Here is a 26417-nt window from a genome sequence, read left to right on the forward strand (position 1 = left end):
TTTTGATGGATACGACCCGCTAGCAGCGCACTGCCCTGCCCGATCACCGTCAACCGATCAAGCGCGACAGACTTTCCCAGACCCCGAAAGACGACAAATCGTTGAAGGTGACGAACATCATCAGCGCCAGCAACGCGAGCATGCCCGAGCGGAAAGCCCATTCCTGGGCCACCGCGCCGACGGGTTTCCGTCGAACCGCCTCGATCGCGTAGAAAAGCAAATGTCCGCCATCCAGCATGGGAACTGGCAATAGGTTGATGAATCCCAGATTAATCGAGATGAGCGCGACGAACCAGATGAAGGTCTCAGGCCCGATCGAAGCCATCTCGCCCGAAGCCTGGGCGATCTTCAACGGGCCGCCCAGTTCCTTCACAGACCGCCGGCCGGTGATGATCTGGCCGATCCCGTCGACCATCATCGTCAGGATGCTCTTGATGCGCACGATCGCGACGCCCGGCGCCTCGATCAGCGAGACCGGTTCGACCACTGGCCGCGCATTGATGATGCCGAGCTGGCCAAGCGCGTGGCGGTTGCCGAAACGGTCCTCCTCGAATCGCACACCGGCGACGATATCGAGCGTGCGGATGGCGCCTTCGCGCTCGACCTGGACCGCCATATGCTCGTTCGGCCGCATTCGTACATAGCCGGCGACATCGTCGAACACGGCCATCGATCGCCCGTCGATCGCGATCACCTTGTCGCCCGTTACCATGCCGCCCTTCTCGGCGGCGGATCCCGCGACGACCTGTTCCGCCACCGGCAAGGTGCGGCTCTCGCCATAAGCCAGCGCGAAACCCATCAGAATCAGGAATGCGAACAGGAAATTAATGGCGGGGCCGGCGAATACGATCAGCGCGCGCTGCCAGACCGGCTTGGCCTGGAAGGTGCGTGCACGTTCCTGCGGCGGCAGCGCCAGCCAATCGGGGGACGGCTGGCTGACGGCGTTCATGTCGCCCGCGAACCGCACATAACCGCCCAACGGCAGCCAGGCGAGCTTCCAGCGCGTACCGCGCTTGTCCGTCCACCCCTTGATCTCCCGGCCGAAACCGATCGAGAACGCCTCGATCTTCACACCGAACCAGCGGGCGACGAAATAATGGCCCAACTCGTGGACGAACACGAGCGGCCCGATGACCAGCAGAAAGGCCAGGATCGTCAGCGGAATTCCAGGGTTTTCAGTCACAGGCAATGTGTCTTGAGGCCCTCTTCGGCCAGAATGCGCGCTTCGCGGTCAATCGCGAACACCTCTTGGAGCGTCGCGGGGTCCGCCGGGTCATAGCGCTCCAGCGTGTCCACGACAACCGCCACGATATCGAGAAAACCGATCCGGCGATCCAGAAAGGCTCTGACGGCGACTTCGTTCGCCGCGTTAAGGATCGCCGGGCGCGCCGCGCTCCCTTCCAGGGCCTCGCGCGCGACCGTGAGGGCGGGGAAACGATCGGTATCGGGCTTTTCAAAATCCAGCCGTCCCAGCGCGGTCAGGTCCAGCGGTTCGCACGGCGTGGCCATGCGCGTCGGCCAGGCGAGCGCGTATGCGATCGGCGTCCGCATATCGGGCGTACCGAGCTGCGCCAGCACCGAACCGTCGACATAGTCGACCATCGAATGGATCACCGATTGAGGATGGACGACGATTTCGATGCGATCGGAACCCACGGGGAAAAGATGGTGAGCCTCCACCAATTCCAGCCCCTTGTTCATCATTGTTGCCGAATCGATCGAGATCTTCGCGCCCATCGACCAATTGGGATGTTTCACCGCCTGCTCGGGCGTGACCGACGCCATGTCCGCCCGACTCCATTCGCGGAATGGCCCCCCGCTCGCGGTCAGGATGATGCGGCGAACGCTGTCGAGGTCGCTCCCCTCCAGGCATTGGAAGATCGCGTTGTGCTCGGAATCGACGGGTAGCAATGTCGCGTTGTGACGGTGGACGGCGTCGATCATCAGGGCACCCGCCGAAACCAGTGCTTCCTTGTTGGCGAGTGCGATCGTCCCGCCCCGGCGGACGGCCTCCATCACCGGAGACAGGCCAGCACAGCCGACGATCGCCGCCATCGTCAGATCGGCGGGACGCGCAGCCGCTTCCGCGACGGCCGCAGCACCCGCTGCGGTTTCGATTCCAGTCCCCGCCAGCGCATCGCGCAACGCCTGATGGCAGGTTTCGTCCGCGACGACGGCAAGCCTGGCTTTTGTCCGCCGTGCCGCAGCCGCCAGTCGCTCGACGTCGCAATTGGCCGTAAGCGCCTCGACGCGAAAACGGTCGGGATTGCGTTCGATCAGGTCCAGTGTCGAACCGCCGACCGATCCGGTGGCGCCCAATATCGTGATGCTTTTCATAAGATGCCGTCCGCAAGGATGAGCAGCGCGACCATCGGCGCGACCGGTACCAGGCCATCAAGCCGGTCGAGCACACCGCCATGCCCAGGCAGCAACGTGCCGCTGTCCTTCACCCCGGCACGCCGCTTCAGCGCACTTTCGAAAAGATCACCGCCCTGTGCGACCACGGCAAGCACCAGGCTGGCGAGCGCAAGCCCCATCGGGATCCCGCCCCAGCGCGAGAACGCGAGTCCGGTAAGCAATGCGGCGATCATGCCGCCAGCCAAGCCGGACCAGGTCTTGCTGGGGCTCACCGCCGGCATCAGCTTGGGACCGCCAATGTTCCGGCCAGCGAAATAGGCGCCGATATCGGTCGCCCAGACGATTGCCAGTGTCCAGAATGCGAGGATCAGGCCGTTGGCCTCTCCACGGATGAACAGCAGAGCCATCGCCGGCAGGGAGACATAGACAACACCCGCCGCAAGCTGGGTGCGCTGGGTGACGATACCCGTGAAGAAGGTCGCTGCCGCGATCAGGCCAAGCGCGAAGAAACCGGGGCCGGCCGCCAGTGGCGAAATGATCGCGAGCGGGATCGACGCGGAAAACATCGCGATCCGCTTCTGCGATTGCTCGACACCCGCGAGATCCGCCCATTCCGAGAGCATGAGCAGCGATGCGACGCTGATCAGGATCCAGAATGTCGTGCCGCCCAGATACAGCGCCGTGACCGCGATCGCGATCAGGATCACCCCGACGAGCGCGCGTCGCGGAAGGTCGGAACCCTTGCCCGGTTGAGGCCCTGGTTCAGGCGAGGTCATAAACCTCCGAAACGCCGCTCGCGCTGGCCGAATTGCCCGATCGCCGCGGCAAGCGCGTCGCGGTCGAAATCGGGCCATAGCGTATCCACGAACATGAGCTCGGCATAAGCGGCCTGCCACAGGAGAAAGTTCGAAAGGCGCTTTTCACCGGATGTACGGATCAGCAGATCGAGCGGTGGCAGATCGCTGGTATCAAGCCGCGCCTCGACATCCGCATCGTTGATCGTCTGCGGATCGATGCGTCCAGCGACGGCATCGACCGCGAAGCTGCGGATTGCGCGTACCAACTCGTCCTGTGCGCCATAATTGAGCGCGATCACGAGCGTCGTTCGCGTATTTTCGGCCGTGCGGGCGATCGCCGAGTCGATCAGCGAAACGATATCGGGGGCCAATGCGCGATAGTCTCCAATCACGCGCAGCCGCACGCCCGCCTCGGCCAGTTCCTCGATATCATCGACGATGAAGCGACGGAGCAGCCCCATCAGATCGCCGATCTCGCTGGCCGGGCGACGCCAGTTCTCCGAGGAGAAGGCGTAGAGCGTCAGCACTTCGATGCCGAGATCGCCTGCTGCGCGAACCGTGCGTCGCGCCGCCTCCACGCCCTGCCTATGACCGGCGACGCGCGGCAGCAGCCGCTTCTTCGCCCAGCGCCCATTGCCATCCATGATGATGGCGACATGGCGCGGGGCGCCGCCTTTACCCGCCGCCGAGGCTGGATCGGCTTTGGCGACCGCCTGATTCACTGACCGAGGATTTCCTTTTCCTTGGCCTGGGCTGCGGCGTCGATCTCGCCGATCGTGCTATCGGTAAGCTTCTGCACTTCGGTTTCGAGGCGCTTGCGCTCGTCCTCGCTGATCTCGTGCTTCTTCTCATCGGTCTTCAGGCTGTCCATGCCGTCGCGGCGCACGTTGCGTGCAGCAATGCGTGCTTTTTCAGCATATTGCCCGGCAAGCTTCGCAAGCTCCTTCCGCCGCTCCTCGGTCAGATCGGGGATCGGCAGGCGCAGCGTCTGCCCGTCGACGATCGGATTGAGGCCAAGGCCCGCGGACCGGATCGCCTTGTCGGTGGGGCCGACATTGCTGCGATCCCATACCTGGACCGAGATCATCCGCGGTTCGGGCACCGAGACCGTCGCGACCTGATTAAGCGGCATATGCGCGCCATACACCTCCACGGTCACTGGATCGAGCAGCGAAGCGGACGCGCGACCGGTCCGCAAACCGCCCAGATCGTGCTTCAGCGATTCGACAGCACCGTGCATGCGGCGCTCCAGATCGGCCTTGTCATAGGCGGGCATCGGTCATCCTTTCTCGTTCTGAACGATCGTGGCGGTTCCATCACCGGCAAGCACGCGGGCCAGGTTGCCCTCGTCGCGAATGTTGAAGACCACGATCGGGATATTGTTGTCGCGGCACAGCGCCACCGCGCTGGCATCCATCACCTTCAGATCGTCCGACAGGACCTTGTTGAAAGTAACTGTTTCATAACGGGTCGCGGTTGCGACCTTCTTGGGATCCGCATCATAGACGCCGTCGACCGACGTGCCCTTGAACAGCGCGTCGCACTTCATTTCGGCGGCACGCAGCGCCGCCGCGCTGTCGGTCGTGAAATATGGATTGCCGGTGCCGGCCGCGAAGATGACCACGCGGCCCTTCTCCAGATGCCGCTCGGCGCGCCTGCGGATGAAGGGCTCGCATACCGTGCTCATCGGAATGGCGGACTGGACGCGGGTGTCCACGCCGATCTGCTCAAGCGCGTTCTGAACCGCCAGCGCGTTCATCACCGTCGCGAGCATGCCCATATAATCGGCGCTGGTACGCTCGAAACCGGCATCGGCCGCGGCAAGGCCACGAAAGATGTTGCCGCCGCCGACGACGATGCAGAGTTCGAATCCGTCTTCCCGCGCCGCCTTGATCTCGCCCGCGACGCGGGCGACGGTGCCGGGGTCTATACCGAATTGCCCCTGCCCCATCAGCACCTCGCCCGAGAGCTTGAGCAGGATGCGATTGAAGCGTTGCCGGGTCATCAGCGCCAAATATTCCGATCAGGACAGGAAAGTGGCGCGGACCTTAGTCAGCCCGCGCCCCAAAGCCAAGTGTGGCCATTGGTGGATTTTTCGTGCAGCCAGGCTGCGACCGCGCGCCAATCCCGAACCAACAGGAATGGCGCGCGGGAATTGCAGGATTCAGGCGACGCCTGCAGCCGCAGCGACTTCGGCGGCGAAGTCGCTGGTTTCCTTCTCGATGCCTTCGCCGAGCTGGAAACGGACATAATCCTTGAGGACGATCTCGCTACCGGCTTCCTTGCCGGCGGCGGCGACGACGTCCGAGATCTTCGTCTTGTTATCCATGACGAAGAGCTGGCTGAGCAGCGCGTTTTCCTTGCGGAACTTCGCGATCGAACCCTCGACCATCTTGGCGACGATCTCGGCGGGCTTGCCCGATTCGGCGGCCTTTTCGGTGGCGATCGCGCGCTCGCGCTCGACCATCGCCGAATCCAGGCCATCCTCGTTCAGCGCCTGCGGGAAAGCAGCGGCGATATGCATCGCGAGCTGCTTGCCCAGCGCCTCGAGCTTATCGGCCGGCGCGGCGCTCTCGAGCGCGACGAGTACGCCGATCTTGCCCATGCCCGGCGCTGCGGCGTTGTGGACATAGGAAACAACGGCGCCCTGATCGACCGAAAGCATACGCGTGCGGCGCAGATTCTGGTTCTCGCCGATCGTGGCGATATTGCTGGTCAGCTTCTCGGCGACGGTCTCGCCATTGCCGAAGGCGGCCGCCGCCAGCGCGTCGATGTCGCCATTGGCGTCGAGCGCCAGCTTCGCGACGGTGCCGACGAATTCCTGGAACTGCTCGTTCTTGGCGACAAAGTCGGTCTCGGAATTGACCTCGACGGCGGCGCCCTTGGTGCCGGCGACGGCGACGCCCACCAGACCCTCAGCGGCGGTCCGGCCGGCCTTCTTGGCGGCGGCGGCGAGTCCCTTGGTACGCAGCCAGTCGATCGCGGCCTCGATGTCGCCGTTGGTTTCGGCGAGCGCCTTCTTGCAATCCATCATGCCCGCGCCGCTGCGGTCACGCAGCTCCTTCACGAGTGCGGCAGTGATTTCCGCCATGATCTCTTCCTTTTTCAGATCGGTTGAATGGAGGCGGGCACCGTGAAGCGCCCTTACCTCGTCAATATTTCAGTTAGACGACGCTCAGGCGTCGCTCTGAACCTCGGTTTCCGCAGCGGCGGGAGCCGGAACCTGCTCATCCTCGGTCAGCGCGGGCTCAACCGGCGGAACGGCGAAGGCGCCGATGTCCTGGCCACGCGCCTGGGCAGCACCCTGATTGCCGCGGGTCGCGGCGGCGGCGACAGCGTCGCAGTAGAGGCGGATGGCGCGGCTGGCGTCGTCGTTCGCCGGAACCGGGAACGCGATGCCGTCGGGCGACACGTTCGAATCGAGGATCGCGACGACCGGGATGCCGAGCGTGTTGGCTTCCTTGATCGCCAGTTCTTCCTTGTTGGCGTCGATCACGAACATCACGTCGGGAATACCGCCCATGTCGCGGATGCCGCCGAGCGACAGCTCGAACTTGTCGCGCTCACGGGTGAGCTGCAGCACTTCCTTCTTCGTCAGACCGTGCGTGTCGCCCGAAAGCTGCTCTTCGAGCGCCTTGAAACGCTTGATCGAGTTGCTGATCGTCTTCCAGTTGGTGAGCATGCCGCCCAGCCAGCGATGGTTGACGAAGTGCTGGCCCGCGCGGCGGGCTGCCTCGGCGATGGGCTCCTGCGCCTGGCGCTTGGTGCCGACGAACAGCACCTTGCCGCCGCGCGCCACGGTCTGGTCGATGAAGTCGAGCGCGCGCGCGAACAGCGGCACGGTCTGCGACAGGTCGATGATGTGCACCCCGTTGCGGTCGCCGAAGATGTACGGCTTCATCTTGGGGTTCCAGCGGTGGGTCTGGTGGCCGAAATGCGCGCCGGCCTCGATCAATTGCTGAATGGTGACGACAGGTGCCGCCATGGTCTTTCTCCTTCCGGTTGGTCCGCTGGGAAGCAAGAACCGTGAACAGGCCACGGCACCGGTATGTGCGCTTCCCATGTGGGATGGGCGGGGCGCTTAGCGCTGTACCGAGTGGAAATCAAGCCCGGGCAGATCGCTTGACATCGGAACAAAAGAAGAACATAAATCGCCAAGTCGGAACAAATCGGCACGCGATCGCGTTTTCCGCAGCAGTTCCGGCCCCGTATCCGCCAGGCGGATCGGAGATGCAGGAGGATCGCAATGATTGGGTTCGCGTCTTATTTGCTGTTCGTTGCCACGCTGATGGTCGGTCTTGGCGTCATCGTTTTCACACTGGTCGAGCGATGGGATGCGATCTTGGCGGCGCTTGCCGGCGAACAAATCCCGCACCGTACCCAGGTGGTTTCACGCCATGTCGTGCGCATGCGGCCAAAGGTCCGCAGCTATCGCCCCGTCCCTACCCGGCAGCAGATCCGGCGCGCAGCCGCCTGACCTTCGCATAGCTGCGCACGCCGAACGGGATCAATGCAACGTAAATCACGCTGATCACGGACAAGGTAGCCCAGGGCGCGGACAACAAGGCCGCGCCGAGCAGCCCGACAACCGCGATCGCCTCCAGCCGGATATTGCGGCGCAGGCGCAGTGACGACCAACTGAAGGTCGCGACGTTCGAAATCATCAGGAACGCGACGAAGACCAGCCAGGGCGCCACTACCCAGACTTCACGGGCGGTGGCCGCAGGTTCACCCAGCCACAGCCATACGAACATGGGCAACAGAGCCAGCCCCGCTCCAGCGGGCGCCGGCACGCCGGTGAGGAACCCCGCCGATTTATGCGGCTGCTCCTTGGCATCGATATTGGCGTTGAAGCGGGCAAGGCGAAGCGCGCAGCACACGGCATGGGCAAGCGCCAGCACCCAGCCGAACTGGGGCAAATATTGCAGCGACCAGAGATAGATGATGATCGCCGGCGAAACCCCAAAAGCGATCACGTCCGAGAGCGAATCGAGTTCGGCGCCGAAGCGGCTTTCCCCTTTGAGCAACCGGGCGATACGCCCGTCCATGCCATCCAGTATGCCTGCGACGATGATCGCTGCGGCCGCCCTTTCCCAATCCCCGGCGATGCCGAAGCGGATCCCGGTCAGCCCGCAACATAGTGCAAGCGCGGTGACCGCGTTGGGGGCCAGCGCACGAAGCGGGATGCCACGGCGCGGCGGCGCGATACGCTCCTCACTCATTGCGGAATGGCGTCCTGCGGTTCTCCGCGGCCCACCACACCCAATACCGTCTCACCGGCGACACAGCGTTGGCCGAGCGTCACGCGCGGAGCGGTCCCTTCAGGCAGATAGACATCAACGCGGCTGCCGAATCGGATCAGGCCGATACGTTGGCCGGCCGCAACGATATCGCCGGGCTTCACGAACGGCATGATCCGGCGCGCGACAAGGCCAGCGATCTGGGTGAAGCCGATCCGCATTCCATCGCGATCCTCCACCAATATGTGTTGACGCTCATTGTCCTCGCTCGCCTTGTCGAGATCGGCATTGAGGAATTTACCGGAGATATAGACGACCTGCTTGATCGTGCCGCCGATCGGCGCGCGATTGATGTGGACGTCGAACACACTCATGAAGATCGAGATCCGGGTGAGTGGCGCATCGCCCAACCCGGCGCCCCCCGCCAACTCACGCGGCGGAAGAACGGTCTGGATCAGGGTGACCATGCCGTCGGCAGGCGCGATGACAAGACCTTCACCACGTGGAACCGAGCGAACGGGATCGCGGAAAAAGGCGGCAATCCAAAGCGTGATACCGGCCATCGGCCAGGCCAGCGTCTCCCACGCCATGAAGGCGAAGAAGGCGGTGACGGCACCCGAGATGAGGATGAATTTGCGACCCTCCGGGTGAACGCTTGGCCAGCGCCATTTGACGCCGGTGGCCATCGCCGTGCTTTCCGGCTGTTTGATTTCCTTCATCCACCCTCTTTAAGGGCGCATCCGACGAGTGACAACGCCGCTGTACGGCGCATGCGCTCGCCGTCTTCCGCACGTGGACCGGTTGATTGCCGCTGCCCGCGCCTATAGGGGGCTTGCAAACTCCCTGGGAAAGAAAGCGAGCAACGCATGGCGAAGATCAAGGTGAAAACTCCCGTCGTCGAGATCGACGGCGACGAAATGACCCGAATCATCTGGCAATGGATCCGGGAACGCCTGATCCTCCCCTATCTCGATATCGACCTGGAATATTACGACCTCGGCATCGAGAAGCGCGACGAGACCAACGACCAGATCACCGTCGACGCGGCGAAGGCCATCCAGAAATACGGCGTCGGCGTGAAGTGCGCCACCATCACCCCCGATGAGGCGCGCGTCGAGGAATTCGGCCTGAAGAAGATGTGGAAGTCGCCCAACGGCACGATCCGCAACATCCTGGGCGGCGTCGTCTTCCGTGAACCCATCGTGATCCAGAATGTGCCCCGCCTCATTCCCGGCTGGACCGACCCGATCGTCGTCGGCCGCCACGCCTTCGGCGACCAGTATCGCGCCACCGATTTCCGCGTGCCGGGGCCCGGCAAGCTCAAGATGGTTTGGACCGGCGAAGACGGTCAGCAGATCGAGGAGGAAGTGTTCGACTTCCCGTCGTCGGGCGTCGCCATGGGCATGTACAATCTCGACGATTCGATCCGCGATTTCGCGCGCGCCAGCATGAACTACGCACTCGACCGCAAATGGCCGCTCTACCTCTCCACCAAGAACACGATCCTCAAGGCCTATGACGGCCGCTTCAAGGATCTGTTCCAGGAAGTGTTCGACGCCGAGTTCAAGGACAAGTTCCGCGACGCCAATATCGTCTATGAGCACCGCCTGATCGACGACATGGTCGCCTCCGCGCTCAAGTGGAACGGCCGCTTCGTCTGGGCCTGCAAGAACTACGACGGCGACGTCCAGTCCGATCAGGTCGCGCAGGGCTTCGGCTCGCTGGGCCTGATGACCTCTGTGCTGATGACGCCCGACGGCAAGACGATCGAAGCGGAAGCCGCGCACGGCACGGTTACCCGCCATTATCGCATGCACGAACAGGGCAAGGCGACATCGACCAATCCGATCGCGTCGATCTTCGCCTGGACCGGCGGCCTGAAATTCCGCGGCAAGTTCGACGATACGCCCGATGTGGTGCGCTTCGCCGAAACACTCGAGGAAATCTGCATCAAGACCGTCGAGGACGGCGGCATGACCAAGGATCTCGCGATCCTGATCGGCCCAGACCAGGCCTGGATGACGACCGAACAATTCTTCGAGGCGATCCGCGTGAACCTCGAAAAGGCGATGGCTGACTGGAAATAAATCCGGGCGAAATTCACGAAAACGGGGGCCTCGGCGAAAGTCGGGGCCCTTTTTTTGTTCCGGCTGCGATCCCTTGGCCTTATTGCGCGTTCTCCGCACGATGGCTCCGCCCCTCAAACAGAAAGGCAACCCCGATCCATGGCGCGCACCGGCAAGACCCGTCTCGAAGTCCGCAATGCGGCGCCATCGGATGTGGTGGGTATCCAACGACTGATCGCGCGCGCCTATCCCGAGCTTCCCGGCTACACGCAGGGCGTGCTTCGCGGCCAGATCAACAATTACCGCGAGGGCGTATTCGTGGCGCTCTATGACGGCAAGGTCGTCGGCTATTGCGCGTCGATGCGCGTGCCGGGCGCGCTTGCGCTGGGTCCGCATGACTGGGACGAGATCACGGGCAACGGTTTCGGATCGCGCCACGACCCGACCGGCGACTGGCTCTACGGCTATGAGATGTGCGTCGATCCCAAGCAGCGCGGTTTCAGGATCGGCCAGCGTCTTTACGACGCACGCAAGGAACTCGCCGAACGGCTCGATCTTTCCGGCATCGCCTTCGGCGGCCGCATGCCCAATTATTCGCGGCTGAAGCGGCGGCTGGACGGCCCCGACGATTATGTCCGCAAGGTGATCGAGGGAAAGGTCGCCGATCCAGTGATCGGATTTCAGCTCAAGAACGGTTATGAATATATTGGAATATTGAAGAATTATCTGCCGGAAGACAAGAAATCCGCCGGCAACGCCGCGCATATGGTGTGGCGCAATCCCTATGTTGAGGCGGATGCGCCCAAGGAATTCAGGGTGCCGCGCGGCGTGGAAAGCGTGCGGCTGGCGACCGTCCAGTTCCAGGCGCGCGCCGTGGCCAGTTTCGAGGAATTCGTACGTAGCGTCGAATATTTCGTCGATGTCGCATCCGAATATCGCTCTGATTTCGTTGTCTTTCCCGAACTCTTCACGCTGCCGCTATTGAGCTTCGAAACGCGCAAGCTGTCGCCGATGGAGGCGATCGACGCGCTGACCGCCTATACGCCCCGGATCACCGCCGAACTCAATCGCATGGCGCTGGAGTACAACATCAACATCATCGGCGGATCGCACCCAACGCGCGCCGAGGACGGCGACATCCAGAATGTCGCCTATGTGGCGCTGCGCGATGGATCTACCCATGCGCAGGAGAAGATTCATCCCACGCCCAATGAGCGTTACTGGTGGAACATCAAGGGCGGCGATTCTATCGACACGATTCAGACCGATTGCGGGCCGATCGGCGTGCTGATCTGCTACGACAGCGAATTCCCCGAACTTGCGCGGCGGCTGGTCGATCAGGGCGCGCGGATCATCTTCGTGCCCTTCTGCACCGACAGCCGCCAGGGCTATCTGCGCGTGCGTTACTGCAGCCAGGCGCGCGCGATCGAGAACCAGTGTTTCATGGTGCTTTCAGGCAATGTCGGCAACCTGCCGGGCGTCGACAATATGGACATCCAATATGCGCAGAGCTGCATCCTGACGCCCTGCGATTTCCCCTTCGCCCGTGATGGCATCGCGGCGGAAGCGACCGAGAATGTCGAGACGCTGACCATCTCCGACGTCAATCTGGCGGACCTCACCTGGGCGCGCGCCGAAGGCACCGTCCGCAACCTCAACGACCGGCGCTTCGACCTTTATCATATCGAGTGGGACACCGCCCATGCGCATCCCGATACGCTTCCGGTCGGCCCCGCCCCCGCCGAAAAACACAGTCCCGGCGGCGGCTGACGGCCGCGCCCTCAGCGGCCGATCAGCGCCTGATCGATCATCTTGCGGGCGATTTCGCGCTCGCCCATGATCGTCAGGTCGGCGCCCAGCTTCTGGAGATGCGCGATCTCGTCATCCGAATGCGCACGCGCGACGATGCGGATCTTCGGGTTGAGCTTGCGCGCCTGCGCAACGATCTGCCCGGCCTCGAAGCTCTGGGGGATCGCGACGAACAACAGCCGTGCATCCCCGATCTCGGCCCTTTTGAGCAGATCGACATTGGCGGCGTTGCCGCAGAGCACGGTCGCCTTTTCGTCGTTGGGGAGTGCCAGCACATCATCCTCCATCTCGACGATCGTGACCTTCTCTCCGGCCTCCAGCAGGCTCTCGCCGACCGTCCTGCCCACCCGGCCATAGCCGACGAGCACGACATGGCCGGCGATCGCGGGCCTGGGTGGCCCGCCGATCGCATGCCCCCCTTCGCCCACGACCTTTCCGATCACCCTGTCGATGATCACGAACAACAGGGGATTGAACATGATCGATATGATCGCGCCCGCCAGGATCAGGTCACGCGCATCGGCCGGGATCAGCTTGAGTGTCGATCCCAATGTGGCGAGAATGAACGAGAATTCGCCGATCTGCGCGAGGCTGGCCGAGATGGTCAGCGCGGTCTTGTCCGAGCGACCAAAGGCGCGGACGATCGCATAGGCCGCGACGGACTTGCCCAGGATGATGATCGCGACGGTCGCGACCAGAGAGAGCGGATCGGTGATCAGGATATAGGGATTGAACAGCATCCCGACCGATACGAAGAACAATACCGCGAATGCGTCGCGCAGCGGCAGGGTTTCCTCACCCGCGCGCTGACTGAGCGGCGATTCGGCAAGGATCATGCCCGCGAAAAAGGCACCGAGCGCGAACGATACGCCGAACAGCATCGCCGCGCCGAACGCCACGCCCAGCCCGATCGCCAGCACCGCCAGCCGGAACAATTCGCGCGAACCGGTATGCGCGACATGATGCAATGCCCAAGGGATGACGCGTCGGCCGACGATCATCATGAAGGCGACAAAGGCGACAACCTTGCCGATCGTGATCGCCAGCGTCATGCCGATCGGATGGTCGCCGCTGCTGCCGCCGGCCAGTGCCGGCAGCAAGACGAGAGCGAGGACCATCACAAGGTCCTCGACGATCAACCAGCCGATCGCGATCTTCCCTCGCTCGGTATCGAGGATCCGACGCTCCTGAAGCGCGCGCAACAGCACCACGGTACTGGCGACCGACAGGGCCAGACCGAACACGAAGCCGGCGGTCGTGTCCCAGCCGAGGAGATAGGCGAGCCCCATGCCGAGCAGTACCGCGACCGCGATCTGCACCAGCGCACCGGGAATCGCGATATTCTTGACCGACAGCAGATCGCGGACCGAGAAATGCAGCCCCACCCCGAACATCAGCAGGATCACGCCGAGTTCGGCCAGTTCGTTGGCGATCGCCTGATTGGCGACATAGCCCGGCGTGAAGGGGCCGACGACGACGCCGGCGAGCAGGTAGCCGACCAGCGGCGAAATCCGGAGGCGGAAGGCCAGCGCTCCGAAGATGAAGGCGAGTGTAAGGCCCGCGACGATGGTTGCAATCAGCGGCGTTGCGTGAGGCATCAGTTCTCCCGGAATGTTCCCCTTTGCTAACGACTGGATTCGCAGATTGCGACCCCATCCGAATGCTTTTTCTACCCAAAAGCTGGAAATCGACGATCGCAGCCGCAATGATGCCTCATGGCAATTCCAGTTGAATCACACGCCCTGAGCGATTCGCTCGTCATTCTGGGCGCGGCCGGGCTGGTGATCCCGGCCTTTGCGCGCTTCCGCATCAATCCGGTGATCGGGTTCATCTTGGTCGGTATGCTCGTCGGTCCGTCTGGCCTGGGATCACTCGTCGGCCAGGCGCCCTGGCTTTATCATTTCACGATCACCGACGCGCATTCGATCGAGCCCTTCGCCGAACTCGGCATCATCCTGCTGCTGTTCTCGATCGGGCTCGAGCTCTCGTTCAAGCGCCTGTGGAACATGCGCCGGCTGGTGTTCGGGCTGGGCGCCGCCGAACTGGCGCTATCAGGCCTGGTGATCGCGCTGGCACTCGCGATGATCGGACAGAGCTGGGCTGGCGCCATCGGACTGGGCCTTGCCTTGGCCTTGTCCTCGACCGCGCTGGTGCTGCCGATGACGGGCACCACCAGTCCGGTCGGGCGATCCGCTTTCTCCATGTTGTTGTTCGAGGATCTGGCGCTTGTCCCGATCATCTTCGCCTTGGGCGCGCTCGCCCCCTATGCGCAGAGCGATGGCGTCGACAATCTGGTGAGGACGCTGTGGCTGGGCGGTCTGACCGTCGCGGCGATGATGGTGCTTGGTCGGCTACTGCTCCCCCGCCTCTTCGCGCAGGCGGCACGCACCAAGAGCCCCGAACTGTTCCTGTCCGCCAGCCTTCTCGTCGTCATCCTCGCCAGCATCGCCACCACCGCCGTCGGCCTGTCACCGATCGTCGGCGCGCTGCTCGCGGGCCTGCTGATCGCCGAGACCGAATATCACACCGAAGTCGAGGTGATGACCGCGCCGTTCAAGGGCCTGGCGCTTGGCGTGTTCCTGATCACCGTGGGCATGAGCCTGGATGTTCGCGTGATCGCGGAAAACTGGCTGCCGCTGCTGACCGCCGTCGTCGGCGTGGTGATCGCGAAGACCGTGATCACCACGCTGATCCTGCGCTTCAGCGGCGAACGGTCGGCGGTTGCCGCCGAAACCGGGCTGTTGATGTCGTCGCCTTCGGAAACCACGCTGATCGTGCTCGCCGCCGCGGTGAAGGCGCAGCTCATCACGCAACAGACCGCAGCCTTCTGGCAAATCGTCACCGCGCTGGGGCTGACCATCACGCCGCTGCTCGCGCGTGTCGGCCGCGATGTCGCTCGCCGCGTCGAACTGCGCGATGCGCCAGCGGAGGAAGCGCATGACGAAAGCACGCCGCGCGCGATCGTCATCGGCTTCGGCCGTGTCGGATCGCTGGTGTCGGACATGCTGAAGGCACATGGCAAACCGATGGTTGCAGTAGATGCCGATATCGATGCCGTCGCGCGGGCGCGGAAAGCGGGCTATCCCGTCATCTTCGGCGATATCGGCAGACCGGGCATGCTCGACCGGCTGGATCTGGGTAATGCCGGCGCGGTGATCCTGACGATGGACGATCCCGTGCAAGTCGTGCGCATCACCACCCAGGTCCGCAAACGCTATCCCGACCTCACCATCGTCGCGCGCGCACGCGACACCGATCATGCCGCCGAGCTTTATCGCGCGGGCGCCACCGATGCGGTGCCCGAGACGCTGGAAAGCTCGCTCCAGCTATCCGAAGCGGTCCTCGTCGATCTGGGCGTCGCAATGGGCCCGGTGATCGCCTCGATCCACGAAAAGCGCGACGAGTTTCGCAAGCTCATCAAGGATCATGGCGAACTCGATCGCGAACCGCGATTGCGGCGCACCAGGCTCAGTGAAGTAAAAGGCTGAGACCGCGCCGGCCTCAGGCCGGCACGGACTCCAGGACGCTCCGCACCGCCGACAGGGCGTCAGCCGCCTTGTCGCCGTCGGGACCGCCGCCTTGCGCCATGTCCGGACGGCCACCGCCGCCCTGGCCACCCAGCGCCGCGACCGCCGCCTTGACGAGATCCACCGCGCTGACCGCACCGGTCAGATCATCGGTAACGCCGACCGCGACCGAGGCGCGACCGTCATTCACAGCGACCAGTGTCGCGATTCCCGAGCCGAGCCGCGTCTTCATCTCATCGACCGCGCCGCGCAGCCCTTTAGGGTCGAGCCCCTCGACGACCTGCCCGAGGAACGCATGACCACCAACCCGTTCCGGGCCGGCCGCATCGACCCCAGCGGCACCGCCGCCCCCCAGCGCGAGCGCCTTTTTCGCATCGGCCAGTTCGCGTTCGAGCCGCTTCCGCTCGTCGAGTAGCGCGGCGACACGGGCCGGCACTTCATCGGGCGAGGATTTGAGCGTTGCCGCCGCCTCTTTAAGGCGATCGTCGCGGGCGACCAGCCAGGTACGGGCGCCCTCACCCGTCAGCGCCTCGATCCGACGGACACCGCTCGACACCGCGCTTTCGGAGACGATCTTGAAGATCGCGATATCGCCCAGCGCATTGACATGGGTGCCACCGCACAGCTCGACTGAATAGGTCTTGTCCGTGCCGCGCCCCATCGAAAGCACGCGCACCTCATCGCCATATTTCTCGCCGAACAATGCCAGCGCACCGGCCGCAACCGCATCGTCGGGCGTCATCAGTCGCGTCGAAACGCTCTGGTTGCCGCGGATCTGCGCGTTCACATCAGCTTCGATCTCAGCGATCTGCTGTGGCGTCAGAGCCGAGGGATGCGAGAAATCGAAACGCAGACGATCAGGCGCGACGAGGCTGCCCTTCTGCGTCACATGGCCGCCCAGCCGCTCGCGCAACGCCGCGTGCAACAAGTGGGTGGCCGAGTGGTTGGCGCGCAGCGCGTCGCGGCGCGCGACGTTGATCCCAAGGCGAACTGTATCGCCCACCGCGACGCTGCCCGCATCGATCCGCGTCTTGTGCGCATGCAGCCGGCCAAGCGGCTTCGACGTGTCCTCAACCACGGCCTGCAGACCGCGATCGCTGGAGATCGTGCCGGCATCACCCATCTGACCGCCGCTTTCACCATAGAAAGGGGTCTGGTTGGTCAGGATGGTGACGGCATCGCCCGCCTCAGCGCTGTCGACGCGTGCACCGTCCCTGACGATGGCGACGACCTGCCCTTCACCATCGCTGGCGGTGTAGCCGGTAAATTCGGTGCCGCCGAGTTCCTCCGCGATATCGTACCAGACCTCGTCCGACGCCTTGTCACCCGATCCCTTCCACGCCGCACGCGCCGCCGCCTTCTGCGCCGCCATAGCGGAATCGAAGCCGGCACGATCGACGGTCAGGCCGCCGGCGCGCAACGCGTCTTCGGTCAGATCATAGGGGAAACCAAAGGTGTCGTAGAGCTTGAACGCGGTCTCGCCGGGCAGCACATCGCCCTCGTTCATTCCTGCCGTCGCCTCGTCGAGCAGGCGCAACCCGTTCGACAGCGTCTGGCGGAACCGCGTCTCCTCCTGCAGCAGCGTCGCCTCGATCAGCGGCTGCGCGCGCACCAGTTCGGGGAAGGCGCCACCCATTTCGGCCACCAATGACGAAACCAACCGATACATCAGCGGTTCCTTGGCACCGATCAGATGCGCATGGCGCATCGCGCGGCGCATGATGCGGCGCAGCACATAACCACGCCCTTCATTGGCCGGCAGAACCCCGTCCGCAACCAGGAAGCCCGCCGAACGCAGGTGATCGGCTATCACACGGTGACTGGCCTTGAACTCCCCGTCCGTGGCGGTGTGGGTCAGCGCACCGCTCTCGGCGATCAGCGCCTTGAACGTATCGGTATCGTAATTGTCGTGGACGCCCTGAAGCACGGCGGCGATACGCTCCAGCCCCATGCCAGTATCGATGCTCGGCCGGGGCAGATCGCCGATGATCTGGTCCGCTTCCTGCACAAACTGCATGAAGACGAGATTCCAGATCTCGACGAAACGATCGCCATCCTCGTCGGGCGAACCCGGAGGGCCGCCGGGAATGTGATCGCCATGATCGTAGAAGATCTCCGAGCACGGCCCGCAAGGGCCATCCGATCCCATCGCCCAGAAATTGTCCTTGGTCGGGATGCGGATGATACGGTGGTCTGGAAGGCCCGTGATCTTCTTCCACAGGTCGAACGCCTGATCGTCGGTATGATAGACGGTAGCGGTCAGCCTTTCGGCGGGAATCCCCCATTCGCGGGTTAGCAGGGTCCAGGCATGGATGATCGCCTGTTCCTTGAAATAATCGCCGAAGCTGAAATTCCCCAGCATCTCGAAGAAGGTGTGATGCCGCGCGGTATAGCCGACATTGTCCAGATCATTGTGCTTGCCGCCGGCGCGCACGCATTTCTGGCTCGACGTCGCCAGCGAATAAGGCCGCTTCTCAAGCCCGGTGAACACATTCTTGAACGGCACCATGCCCGCGTTCACGAACATGAGCGTCGGATCATTGTGCGGCACCAGCGGCGCGGAAGGGACGCGCGCATGACCGGTGCTCTCGAAATAGTCGAGGAATGAGCGGCGGATGTCGTTGGTCGATGTCATGAGCGCGACTTAGAGCAGATCGGGAAAAAGTGGGAACCGGTTTTTGTATCGGCAGGCGCTGCGCTCGAAAATTCTCGATTTTCCGGAGAAAACGGCGCCCCCATTGCGGAAAGTGACCGCGATCCATGGACATGTAGCCGCCCCTTGCATTCCAACGCGCACAGGCAGAGCATGATTCGCGCGCGGGGAAGAGGAGAAACAATCCCACGAGATAGGAGAGGTCATATGGAGCATCAGGCAGGCGCTAGAGCCGTCGCGCTGGTCGGTCCGGCCGGCGCGGGCAAGACCAGTCTTGCGGAGGCATTGCTGTTCGCATCGGGCGCGATTCCGAGGCAGGGCGCGGTATCGGCAGGGACCAGTGTTGGCGATGCGAGCGCGGAAGCGCGATCCCGGGGCGGATCGACCGAACTTAACCTGATGCGTTTCGATTATCTCGGCGACAGCTTCACCTTGCTCGATACGCCTGGCGCGATCGGTTTTCAGGCGGACGGCGACGCCGCGGTGATGGCGGCGGACCTGGCGGTGATCGTGATCGATCCAGACGAGGCGCGCGCCGGCCTTGCCGAACCATCGCTGCGCAGGCTGGAAGCACTCGGCGTGCCCCATGCGATCTTCGTCAACAAGATCGATCAGGGGCGAGGCTCGATCCGCGCGTTGCTCTATTCACTACAGCCGCTGAGCCGTGCGCCGCTGATCGCACGCCAGATTCCGATACGGGAGGGAGAGAAAGTCACGGGCTGCGTCGACCTCGCACTCGAGCGTGCCTATCATTATCGCCAGGGCAAGGAAGCCGAACGTATAGAGATTCCGGGCGCGTTGAAGGAGCGAGAGGCATCCGACCGCTTCCGCATGCTCGAACAATTGTCCGATCACGACGATTATCTGCTCGAACAATTGCTCTCTGACGAAACGCCCGAACTGGAGACGGTGATATCCGATCTGGCGCGCGAGGCGCGCGACGGACTGGTCGTGCCGGTGGTGTTCGGATCCGCGCTCAACGGCTTCGGCGTGCACCGCTTGCTCAAGATGCTGCGCCATGAGACCGCGACCGCCGGGGCGGCGGCCGAACGCCTGGGCCTTTCGGGCAACGGCGCGTTCGTCTTCAAGGTTTCACACGGCAGTGCGGTGGGTCGGCTGGCCTATGCGCGCATCTTCGGGGGCAGACTGCCCGAAGGCGCCGAATTGCACGATGCGGCGGGCGATAGCTTTCGCGTCGGCGGGCTTTTCTCGGTCCAGGGCGCAACGACCGCGAAACTTGGCGCAGCGGAACCCGGCGCGGTGGTCGCATTGGCCAAGCTCGATGAGGCACGCGCCGGCCGCTGGCTGGGTATAGGAGCCCGCCCCAAGGGCGAGCCCCCCACCCTCGCCCGTCCTGCTGCCAATGCCGCCGTCGCGATCGTGACGAAGGATCGGAAGGACGATGTCCGCTTGTCGACCGCGTTGCAGAAGCTGATCGAGGAAGATCCGTCTTTAACTTGGGAACAGGACGAGACGGCCCATGAGACGCTGTTGCGCGGGGTAAATGACGAGCATCTGAACACCACACTCGCCAAGCTGAGGCGGCGTTACGGCGTCGCGGTGGATACCCACAGGCCGAGCATCGCCTATCGTGAATCGATCCGGAAAACCGCCACCCAGCGCGGCCGCCACAAGAAACAATCGGGCGGCCACGGCCAATTCGGCGATGTTGTCATCGAAATTCGCCCGCAATCGCGTGGCGAAGGCTTCGCATTCGCAGATCGCATCACAGGGGGCGCCATTCCCAAACAATGGATACCGGCCGTCGAAGACGGCGTACAGGACGCGATGGCCAGGGGCCCGCTGGGTTTTCCCGTGGTCGATGTGGCCGTGATGCTGACCGACGGGTCGTTCCATTCGGTCGACAGTTCGGAACTGGCCTTCCGTACCGCCGGACGCATCGCGATGGCGGATGCGTTGCCGCAATGCGCGCCCTATCTGCTCGAACCCGTATGCCGCGTGACGGTCTCTACCCCAGGCGGCGCCACGTCGAAGGTCAGTTCCACCGTCTCCAGCCGGCGGGGCCAGGTGCTCGGGATCGATACACGCGACGGATGGTCGCGCTGGGACGTGGTGGAGGCGCTGGTCCCCGAGGCGGAGCTTCACGGACTGGACGCCGAACTGCGCTCGCTCAGTCAGGGGCTGGCCAGTTTCGAGGCCCGTTTCGATCATCTCGCGGAGTTGAGCGGCAAGCATGCCGAGGATGTCGTGAGACAGGTGAAAGCGGCAACTTGAACCATAAGCGCTTGACCAGCGCGCCATGATGCCCTTCCTAGGGCCCTTCGTTGGACCTTGATCGTGCCGGGCCATTGCCCGATGCGGTCAAGGTCCGATCATATCGAGCAGGATCCGGTTCGATTGGAGGCGAAGGCGCGCGGCGCCATTGCCCGAGTGGCCGGAATCACCTTGGGGGAGAACATCGTGGCCAAGCGCCTGACGACCTATATTCTGATCGGGCTGGCGCTCGGCCTCGTGATCGGCTGGGCAATCAATGCCGGTATCGCCGACGGCAGCGAGGCGGCCAATGTGCGGCTCAAGGAAATCGCCGGCTATTTCTCCATCGTAACCACCCTGTTCCTGCGGCTGATCAAGATGATCATCGCACCGCTGGTCTTCTCGACGCTTGTCGTCGGCATCGCGCATATGGGCGATACTGCGGCGCTTGGACGTGTGGGCCTGCGCTCACTGACCTGGTTCATCGGCGCCAGCCTGGTATCGCTGACCCTCGGCCTCGTGCTGGTCAACCTGCTCCAGCCTGGCGTCGGGCTCAACCTGCCGCTGCCGCCCGTCACCGAATCGGCCGGACTGGCGAAGGCCGGCTTCAGCCTGAAGGATTTCATCACCCATCTGGTGCCGGCATCGATGATCGAGGCGATGGCGACCAACGAGATCCTGCAGATCGTCGTCTTCTCGGTGTTCGTCGGCGTCGCCATCACGGCGGTGGGCGAAAAGGCCGCACCGCTCGTCAAGGCGACCGAAGCGCTCGTCCATGTTATGCTGCAGATCACAGATTATGTGATGCGCTTCGCGCCGATCGCGGTGTTCGCGGCGGTCGCCGGCACGCTCACCGAGCGGGGCCCGGGCGTGATCGGCGATCTCGCCTATTTCATGGGCAGCTTCTATCTTGGCCTGATCATCCTCTGGGCCTTGCTGCTGGGTGTCGCCTTCCTCGTCGTCGGCAAGCGCACCGGCCTGCTTGTCCGTTATCTGCGCGAACCGATCTTGCTCGGCTTCTCCACCGCATCGTCCGAAGCCGCATTCCCGCGCACGCTGGAAGCGCTTGATCGATTCGGCGTGCCGCCACGCATCGCCAGCTTCGTCCTGCCGCTGGGCTATTCGTTCAATCTCGACGGCTCGATGATGTATATGACCTTCGCGGCGATCTTCATCGCCCAGGCCTATGGCATCGATCTGACGCTCAGCCAGGAAATCACGCTGCTGCTGGTGCTGATGGTGACCAGTAAGGGCATTGCCGGCGTGCCCCGCGCCAGCCTGGTCGTGATCGCGGCGACGCTGCCGCTATTCAAGATCCCCGAGGCAGGCTTGCTGCTGATCCTGGCGGTCGACCATTTCCTCGACATGGGCCGCACTGCGACCAACGTGATCGGCAATGCCGTGGCGAGCACGGTGATCGCGAAATGGGAAGGTGGGCTCGATCCGATCGAACCTGCGGAATCCGATCCGCCAAAGGCGCCGAGCAATGTGCCCGGCGCGGCGGAGAACGCGCCGGACAGTTTCCGCGACGTTTGATCGTCGTTTCCGGGCGGAGGTATCAAATCGTCATTCCAGCGAAAGCCGGAATGACGATTTGGCTCTTTCAGGCGTAAGCGTAAGGCCCGCCCCGCTCCAGCGCAGCGGCATAGGCGGGCCGGGCATGGATGGCATCGAGCCATGCGATCGTCGCCGGGCGCGATGCATCAAGCCCCGCGCGCTGTCGTGCCGCTTCGAGCGGAAAACTCATCATGACATCGGCGGCGGTGAAGACATCGCCCGCGAACCATGGGCGTGATGCGAGTTCCGCCTCGACGAAATCGAGATGCTGATCGACCATCGATTGAATGCGGCCACGGGCGGGGCGCCCCAGCAGGCCGAGCCTGTTGATGACGAGCATCACCAGCAGCGGCGGCATCATCGAGCCTTCGGCATAATGAAGGAAATGGCGATAGCGCAGCGCGGCTTCGCGATGCGCAGGCGGGCCAAGCCGCCCATCGCCGATCTCGACGAGATATTCCAGGATCGCGGCGGTTTCAGCGACGACGCGGCCATCATGTTCGATGACGGGTGATTTTCCGAGCGGATGAACCGCCTTGAGCTCCGGCGGTGCCAGCATGGTCTTCGGATTTCGTTCGTAGCGCTTGACCGTATAGGGCAGGCCAAGTTCCTCGAGCATCCAGAGAACGCGCTGCGACCGCGAATTTTCGAGATGATGGACGGTGATCGTCATCGGCGTCTCCCATCCGCCCCTTCATCCGCCTGTGCGGAAACAATGGGGCGCTGGGCGTCAGTCTCGCATCTTTCGGGAAAATGACGAAAAGGATTTCATGAAACACGAAAGGCCCGCCGGCATGCGACGGGCCCTCCCTGTGCTTGAAGCGTAAGCCGATCAGATATCGTCGTCCGCTTCGGGTCCGGTCATCATTTCCTCGGATACCTTCTCGGTGCGCGCGCGGATCGCGCCCTCGAGCTTGGCCGTGAGCTCGGGGTTTTCCTTGAGGAAGGTCTTGGCGTTCTCGCGTCCCTGCCCGATCCGGACCGAGTCGTAGGAGAACCAGGCACCCGACTTCTCGACAAGCCCGGCCTTCACGCCGAGATCGAGGATTTCGCCGATCTTCGAGACGCCTTCACCATACATGATGTCGAATTCGACCTGCTTGAACGGCGGCGCGACCTTGTTCTTCACCACCTTCACGCGCGTGGTGTTGCCGACGATATCGTCACGATCCTTGATCTGGCCGGTGCGGCGGATGTCGAGACGGACCGACGCGTAGAATTTCAGCGCGTTGCCGCCCGTCGTCGTCTCCGGATTGCCGTACATCACACCGATCTTCATGCGGAGCTGGTTGATGAAGATCACGATGCAGCGCGAACGGCTGATCGAGCCGGTCAACTTGCGCAGCGACTGCGACATCAATCGCGCCTGCAGACCGACATGGCTGTCGCCCATCTCGCCTTCGATTTCCGCCTTCGGCACCAGCGCGGCGACCGAGTCGACGACGAGGACGTCGATCGCGTTGGAGCGCACCAGCGTGTCCGTGATCTCCAGCGCCTGCTCGCCCGTATCGGGCTGCGAGACGATCAGTTCGTCGATATCGACGCCCAGTTTCTTCGCATAGACCGGATCGAGCGCATGTTCCGCGTCGACGAACGCCGCGGTGCCGCCCATCTTCTGCGCTTCGGCGATGACATGCAGCGCCAGCGTGGTCTTGCCCGAACTTTCCGGACCGTAAATCTCGATGACCCGGCCGCGCGGCAAACCGCCGATGCCGAGCGCGATGTCGAGCCCGAGCGATCCGGTGGAGATCGCCTCGACCTCCATCGCCTCGCGCGAGCCGAGCTTCATCGCCGATCCCTTGCCGAATGCGCGATCAATCTGGGCGAGCGCCGCCTCCAGTGCTTTCTGCCTGTCCATATTTCCCTTGTCGGATTCGATGAGCTTGAGTTGTGCCGCCATGGCCCGCCCTTTCCGTAGATCGATCGCGTGATCCGTTCAACGCATGATGGCGGTGTATATGATTTGTTCCATGAGAACAAGAGTGGAACATAATTTTGTTCCATCAATGTTCCCAAGCAAAAGGGCGAGACGTTTCCGTCCCGCCCTTTCCGGCTGAAACACGAGAAGGCGCCGACTTCCAACGGGCGCCCGCTCTTCAGAAATTCGCGCCCAGGCTGATCAGCTTGAACACGAAGGCCACCCACAGCAGCACGAAGGCGGCAAGCGCCAACAATATGCTCCAGGTCTTGGAGAACCAGCCACGCCGGGCCTTGAAGATCCGCACCGCATTCCAGACCGCCAGGCCGAACAGGCCGGGGATGACGAGAATGCCCAGGATCTGCAGCAACCAGATGCCGGTGGCGGGCGTCGTTCCTTCGAAAGCGACCGATATCAGGAACATCCAGCCGAGCGGCACCGCCAGCGCAAGCCAGCAGAACAGCCTGATCACCCGATAGGTGGAGAGGTCGCGTCCGGTGAGCGCCAGGGCGGCGCCATAACGACGGCGGTTGATCGCTCCGATCGGCCACGACAAGGCCGTCAACGCGATTACGATCAAACTGGCGATCAGCAGCGGCATCAGCCAGGCTGTATCCTTGTGCCAGGGCGCCCGGTCGAACACCATGATCGGCGCGATCGGGCCATAGGCGACGCGGACGACCTTGCCATTCTCCACCTTCGCCCCAAACAGTTCGCCATCCTCGACCGAACGCCAGATGAAGGGCGCGACCTCCACCCATTTGCGCGGCGCATCCCCCAGCGTGGTGAATGCATCGACCGAAAGCTTGCCATCCTTGTCGGTGGTCACCTTGAGCTGGCCGAGCAGGCCCAGCATCGCTCCGAAATTCTCGACCGCCGCACGGCTGTTCTCATAGGTGCCGGCGACCATCGCCGCATGTTCCTTCGCGGTCGCCAGTTCCTTGGGCTGTGCCGTGTCCTTGGCAGGGAAATAGCGATCGGCGAACTGACGGAAAAAGGCGGTGCGGATCGGGCTGATCGCCCCATCTTTGCCCGCGCTGTTCGCCGAAATATAGATGCCTACCTTTTCCTGCGGGAACAGGATCAGTTCGGAATGGAACCATTTGGTGTCGCCGCCATGTGCGATCGCGCTCTGGCCATTCACCTTCTGCTCGTAGAAACCGAGCATCATCCGATCGAGCCCCGGGACCGGATCATTGGCCGGCGAATGCATCAGTTTCGCGGTTTCGGGCTTCAGCAGCGGCCCGCCATCGGCGAGATGCGCGATCATGAACTTCGCCATGTCGCCGCCGCTGATCGCCGAGCTGCCGGCCGGCGCCATCGCGATCAGCTCATAAGGCTTGGGCTCGGTCGAGGCGGCCTGATAGCCTTTCGCCATGAAGGGCTGGAGATTGGCCGGAAGCGGCTGGCGGAAACTCGCATGGGTCATGCCCAGCCGCTGGAAGATGTTGCGTTCGATATAATCGTCGAACGGCATGCCGGACAGGCGCTGGACGATATAGCCGGCCAGCGCGGTCGCATAGTTCGAATAGGCCGGCGTCGATCCCGGCGCATAGACGCGCTGCGGCGTCCAGCGCTTCAGCGCGGCCTCCAGCGAAGCGACCGGCCCCTTGTCGACGATCAGATCGCGCCCCGCTTCTTCGAAGCCCGGGGTATGGGTCATGATGTTCCGCATCGTCAGGGGCTTGCCCTGATAGGCGGGGATCTTGAAATCGAGATAGGTGTTCACATCGGCGTCGAGATCGATCTTGCCCTGCTCGACGAGCTGCATCACCGCCGTCCAGGTATAGAGCTTCGACACCGATCCCGGCCGGAACAGGGTGGTGGCGGGATCGACGGGCTTGCGCGCGGCGACATCGGAGAAACCGAAGCCGCGCTGCGTCAGTACCTGGCCGTCCTTCACGATCACGACGACCGCGCCGGGAATATCCCCACGCGCCAGCGCATAGGGCATGAAGCCGTCGAGCCAGGTGTCCGCATCTTCCTTGGTCAGCGCGCGACGGCCGTCGATCGGCGGCGCGGCGATCGCTCCGCCTGCGGCCGAAGTCGCGGCAGGCGCCGGAACAAGGGCTGGCGATGTCTGCTGCGCCTGCTGGGCAACGCCCATGCCGGCCGCAAGCGTCAGCGCCGCCCCGAATAATGACTTGATCAGTCTCATATCGCTTTGAACCCCCGCCCTTATTGTGATGCCGCCGGATCATCGCCGACGGCTTGGGGGTATGCTGCCTCTTTTCCAATCGAGATGCAACGATCCCGATTGGAAATCAGAGGCCGATAT

General features: G+C 63.4%; 21 protein-coding genes. 5 read left to right on the forward strand and 16 right to left on the reverse strand.

All coding sequences use genetic code 11. The features are described 5' to 3' along the window. Positions 1-49 precede the first annotated feature (49 nt). The 11 genes from rseP to ACODTA_RS03080 form a co-directional block, all read right to left on the reverse strand. The gene (gene rseP / locus ACODTA_RS03030) at positions 50-1183 is read right to left on the reverse strand and encodes an RIP metalloprotease RseP (RefSeq protein WP_489064327.1); all 1134 of its coding nucleotides are present in this window, start codon (positions 1181-1183) and stop codon (positions 50-52) included. Further along, positions 1180-2337 carry a 1-deoxy-D-xylulose-5-phosphate reductoisomerase gene (locus ACODTA_RS03035; protein ID WP_489064328.1) on the reverse strand — a complete coding sequence of 386 codons (1158 nt, stop codon included), beginning with the start codon at positions 2335-2337 and terminating at the stop codon, positions 1180-1182. The genes rseP and ACODTA_RS03035 overlap by 4 nt, the downstream gene beginning before the upstream one ends. Continuing rightward, a complete protein-coding gene (locus ACODTA_RS03040) occupies positions 2334-3134 on the reverse strand; it encodes a phosphatidate cytidylyltransferase (RefSeq protein WP_489064329.1) in 801 nt (266 codons plus the stop codon). The genes ACODTA_RS03035 and ACODTA_RS03040 overlap by 4 nt, the downstream gene beginning before the upstream one ends. After that, positions 3131-3877: an isoprenyl transferase gene (locus tag ACODTA_RS03045; protein ID WP_489064330.1), complete on the reverse strand. Its 747-nt coding sequence runs from the start codon at positions 3875-3877 to the stop codon at positions 3131-3133. Before ACODTA_RS03045 ends, ACODTA_RS03040 begins: the two co-directional genes overlap by 4 nt. Next, positions 3874-4431 carry a ribosome recycling factor gene (gene frr / locus ACODTA_RS03050; protein ID WP_222988477.1) on the reverse strand — a complete coding sequence of 186 codons (558 nt, stop codon included), beginning with the start codon at positions 4429-4431 and terminating at the stop codon, positions 3874-3876. Before frr ends, ACODTA_RS03045 begins: the two co-directional genes overlap by 4 nt. A gap of 3 nt (positions 4432-4434) precedes the next feature. Beyond that, the gene (gene pyrH / locus ACODTA_RS03055) at positions 4435-5160 is read right to left on the reverse strand and encodes a UMP kinase (RefSeq protein ID WP_222988476.1); all 726 of its coding nucleotides are present in this window, start codon (positions 5158-5160) and stop codon (positions 4435-4437) included. Positions 5161-5319: 159 nt separating this feature from the next. Further along, positions 5320-6246, reverse strand: coding sequence for a translation elongation factor Ts (tsf, locus tag ACODTA_RS03060; protein WP_489064331.1), 927 nt, complete (start codon positions 6244-6246; stop codon positions 5320-5322). A gap of 84 nt (positions 6247-6330) precedes the next feature. Continuing rightward, complete coding sequence (rpsB, locus tag ACODTA_RS03065; protein ID WP_489064332.1) at positions 6331-7140, reverse strand: 30S ribosomal protein S2; 810 nt, start codon at positions 7138-7140, stop codon at positions 6331-6333. 96 nt (positions 7141-7236) lie between these two features. Further along, positions 7237-7530, reverse strand: a complete 294-nt coding sequence (locus ACODTA_RS03070) for a hypothetical protein (RefSeq protein WP_489064333.1) — start codon at positions 7528-7530, stop codon at positions 7237-7239. Between the two features lie 67 nt (positions 7531-7597). After that, positions 7598-8377: a CDP-alcohol phosphatidyltransferase family protein gene (locus ACODTA_RS03075; RefSeq protein ID WP_489064334.1), complete on the reverse strand. Its 780-nt coding sequence runs from the start codon at positions 8375-8377 to the stop codon at positions 7598-7600. Beyond that, the gene (locus ACODTA_RS03080) at positions 8374-9114 is read right to left on the reverse strand and encodes a phosphatidylserine decarboxylase (RefSeq protein WP_489064335.1); all 741 of its coding nucleotides are present in this window, start codon (positions 9112-9114) and stop codon (positions 8374-8376) included. Before ACODTA_RS03080 ends, ACODTA_RS03075 begins: the two co-directional genes overlap by 4 nt. Before the next feature lie 147 nt (positions 9115-9261). Here ACODTA_RS03080 and ACODTA_RS03085 point away from each other — a divergent pair, with 147 nt between their 5' ends. Beyond that, positions 9262-10482: an NADP-dependent isocitrate dehydrogenase gene (locus tag ACODTA_RS03085; protein ID WP_489064336.1), complete on the forward strand. Its 1221-nt coding sequence runs from the start codon at positions 9262-9264 to the stop codon at positions 10480-10482. Positions 10483-10620: 138 nt separating this feature from the next. Next, the gene (locus tag ACODTA_RS03090) at positions 10621-12231 is read left to right on the forward strand and encodes a GNAT family N-acetyltransferase (RefSeq protein WP_489064337.1); all 1611 of its coding nucleotides are present in this window, start codon (positions 10621-10623) and stop codon (positions 12229-12231) included. A gap of 11 nt (positions 12232-12242) precedes the next feature. On the opposite strand, the gene ybaL is transcribed toward ACODTA_RS03090, so the two are convergent. Continuing rightward, a complete protein-coding gene (gene ybaL / locus ACODTA_RS03095; RefSeq protein ID WP_489064338.1) occupies positions 12243-13868 on the reverse strand; it encodes a YbaL family putative K(+) efflux transporter in 1626 nt (541 codons plus the stop codon). Between the two features lie 117 nt (positions 13869-13985). Between ybaL and ACODTA_RS03100 the strand changes: the two genes are divergently transcribed. Next, the gene (locus ACODTA_RS03100) at positions 13986-15758 is read left to right on the forward strand and encodes a cation:proton antiporter domain-containing protein (RefSeq protein WP_222988467.1); all 1773 of its coding nucleotides are present in this window, start codon (positions 13986-13988) and stop codon (positions 15756-15758) included. A gap of 13 nt (positions 15759-15771) precedes the next feature. Here ACODTA_RS03100 and alaS read toward each other — a convergent pair whose 3' ends face one another. After that, a complete protein-coding gene (gene alaS, locus ACODTA_RS03105) occupies positions 15772-18432 on the reverse strand; it encodes an alanine--tRNA ligase (RefSeq protein ID WP_489064339.1) in 2661 nt (886 codons plus the stop codon). Between the two features lie 225 nt (positions 18433-18657). On the opposite strand from alaS, the gene ACODTA_RS03110 reads away from it, so the two are divergent. After that, complete coding sequence (locus ACODTA_RS03110) at positions 18658-20685, forward strand: elongation factor G (protein ID WP_489064340.1); 2028 nt, start codon at positions 18658-18660, stop codon at positions 20683-20685. Positions 20686-20871: 186 nt separating this feature from the next. After that, positions 20872-22200, forward strand: a complete 1329-nt coding sequence (locus tag ACODTA_RS03115) for a dicarboxylate/amino acid:cation symporter (protein ID WP_489064341.1) — start codon at positions 20872-20874, stop codon at positions 22198-22200. Between the two features lie 67 nt (positions 22201-22267). Here the strand turns inward: ACODTA_RS03115 and ACODTA_RS03120 are convergent, their stop codons facing one another. The 3 genes from ACODTA_RS03120 to ACODTA_RS03130 all read right to left on the reverse strand — a co-directional run bounded on the left by ACODTA_RS03120 (position 22268) and on the right by ACODTA_RS03130 (position 26297). Further along, positions 22268-22894 carry a glutathione S-transferase family protein gene (locus ACODTA_RS03120; RefSeq protein WP_489064342.1) on the reverse strand — a complete coding sequence of 209 codons (627 nt, stop codon included), beginning with the start codon at positions 22892-22894 and terminating at the stop codon, positions 22268-22270. Between the two features lie 159 nt (positions 22895-23053). Next, positions 23054-24121, reverse strand: a complete 1068-nt coding sequence (recA, locus tag ACODTA_RS03125; RefSeq protein ID WP_222988462.1) for a recombinase RecA — start codon at positions 24119-24121, stop codon at positions 23054-23056. Between the two features lie 196 nt (positions 24122-24317). Beyond that, positions 24318-26297 carry a serine hydrolase domain-containing protein gene (locus tag ACODTA_RS03130; protein WP_489064343.1) on the reverse strand — a complete coding sequence of 660 codons (1980 nt, stop codon included), beginning with the start codon at positions 26295-26297 and terminating at the stop codon, positions 24318-24320. Between the last annotated feature and the right edge of the window lie 120 nt (positions 26298-26417).

Source organism: Sphingomonas sp. FG14 (assembly GCF_057809675.1).

Bases quoted from the DNA above. Each gene is read 5' to 3' on its own strand.
- ACODTA_RS03035 (WP_489064328.1), bottom strand. From the start codon at position 2,337: ATGAAAAGCATCACGATATTGGGCGCCACCGGATCGGTCGGCGGTTCG.
- ACODTA_RS03040 (WP_489064329.1), bottom strand. From the start codon at position 3,134: ATGACCTCGCCTGAACCAGGGCCTCAACCGGGCAAGGGTTCCGACCTT.
- frr (WP_222988477.1), bottom strand. From the start codon at position 4,431: ATGCCCGCCTATGACAAGGCCGATCTGGAGCGCCGCATGCACGGTGCT.
- pyrH (WP_222988476.1), bottom strand. From the start codon at position 5,160: ATGACCCGGCAACGCTTCAATCGCATCCTGCTCAAGCTCTCGGGCGAG.
- tsf (WP_489064331.1), bottom strand. From the start codon at position 6,246: ATGGCGGAAATCACTGCCGCACTCGTGAAGGAGCTGCGTGACCGCAGC.
- rpsB (WP_489064332.1), bottom strand. From the start codon at position 7,140: ATGGCGGCACCTGTCGTCACCATTCAGCAATTGATCGAGGCCGGCGCG.
- ACODTA_RS03075 (WP_489064334.1), bottom strand. From the start codon at position 8,377: ATGAGTGAGGAGCGTATCGCGCCGCCGCGCCGTGGCATCCCGCTTCGT.
- ACODTA_RS03080 (WP_489064335.1), bottom strand. From the start codon at position 9,114: ATGAAGGAAATCAAACAGCCGGAAAGCACGGCGATGGCCACCGGCGTC.
- ACODTA_RS03085 (WP_489064336.1), top strand. From the start codon at position 9,262: ATGGCGAAGATCAAGGTGAAAACTCCCGTCGTCGAGATCGACGGCGAC.
- ACODTA_RS03090 (WP_489064337.1), top strand. From the start codon at position 10,621: ATGGCGCGCACCGGCAAGACCCGTCTCGAAGTCCGCAATGCGGCGCCA.
- ybaL (WP_489064338.1), bottom strand. From the start codon at position 13,868: ATGCCTCACGCAACGCCGCTGATTGCAACCATCGTCGCGGGCCTTACA.
- ACODTA_RS03100 (WP_222988467.1), top strand. From the start codon at position 13,986: ATGGCAATTCCAGTTGAATCACACGCCCTGAGCGATTCGCTCGTCATT.
- alaS (WP_489064339.1), bottom strand. From the start codon at position 18,432: ATGACATCGACCAACGACATCCGCCGCTCATTCCTCGACTATTTCGAG.
- ACODTA_RS03110 (WP_489064340.1), top strand. From the start codon at position 18,658: ATGGAGCATCAGGCAGGCGCTAGAGCCGTCGCGCTGGTCGGTCCGGCC.
- ACODTA_RS03120 (WP_489064342.1), bottom strand. From the start codon at position 22,894: ATGACGATCACCGTCCATCATCTCGAAAATTCGCGGTCGCAGCGCGTT.
- recA (WP_222988462.1), bottom strand. From the start codon at position 24,121: ATGGCGGCACAACTCAAGCTCATCGAATCCGACAAGGGAAATATGGAC.
- ACODTA_RS03130 (WP_489064343.1), bottom strand. From the start codon at position 26,297: ATGAGACTGATCAAGTCATTATTCGGGGCGGCGCTGACGCTTGCGGCC.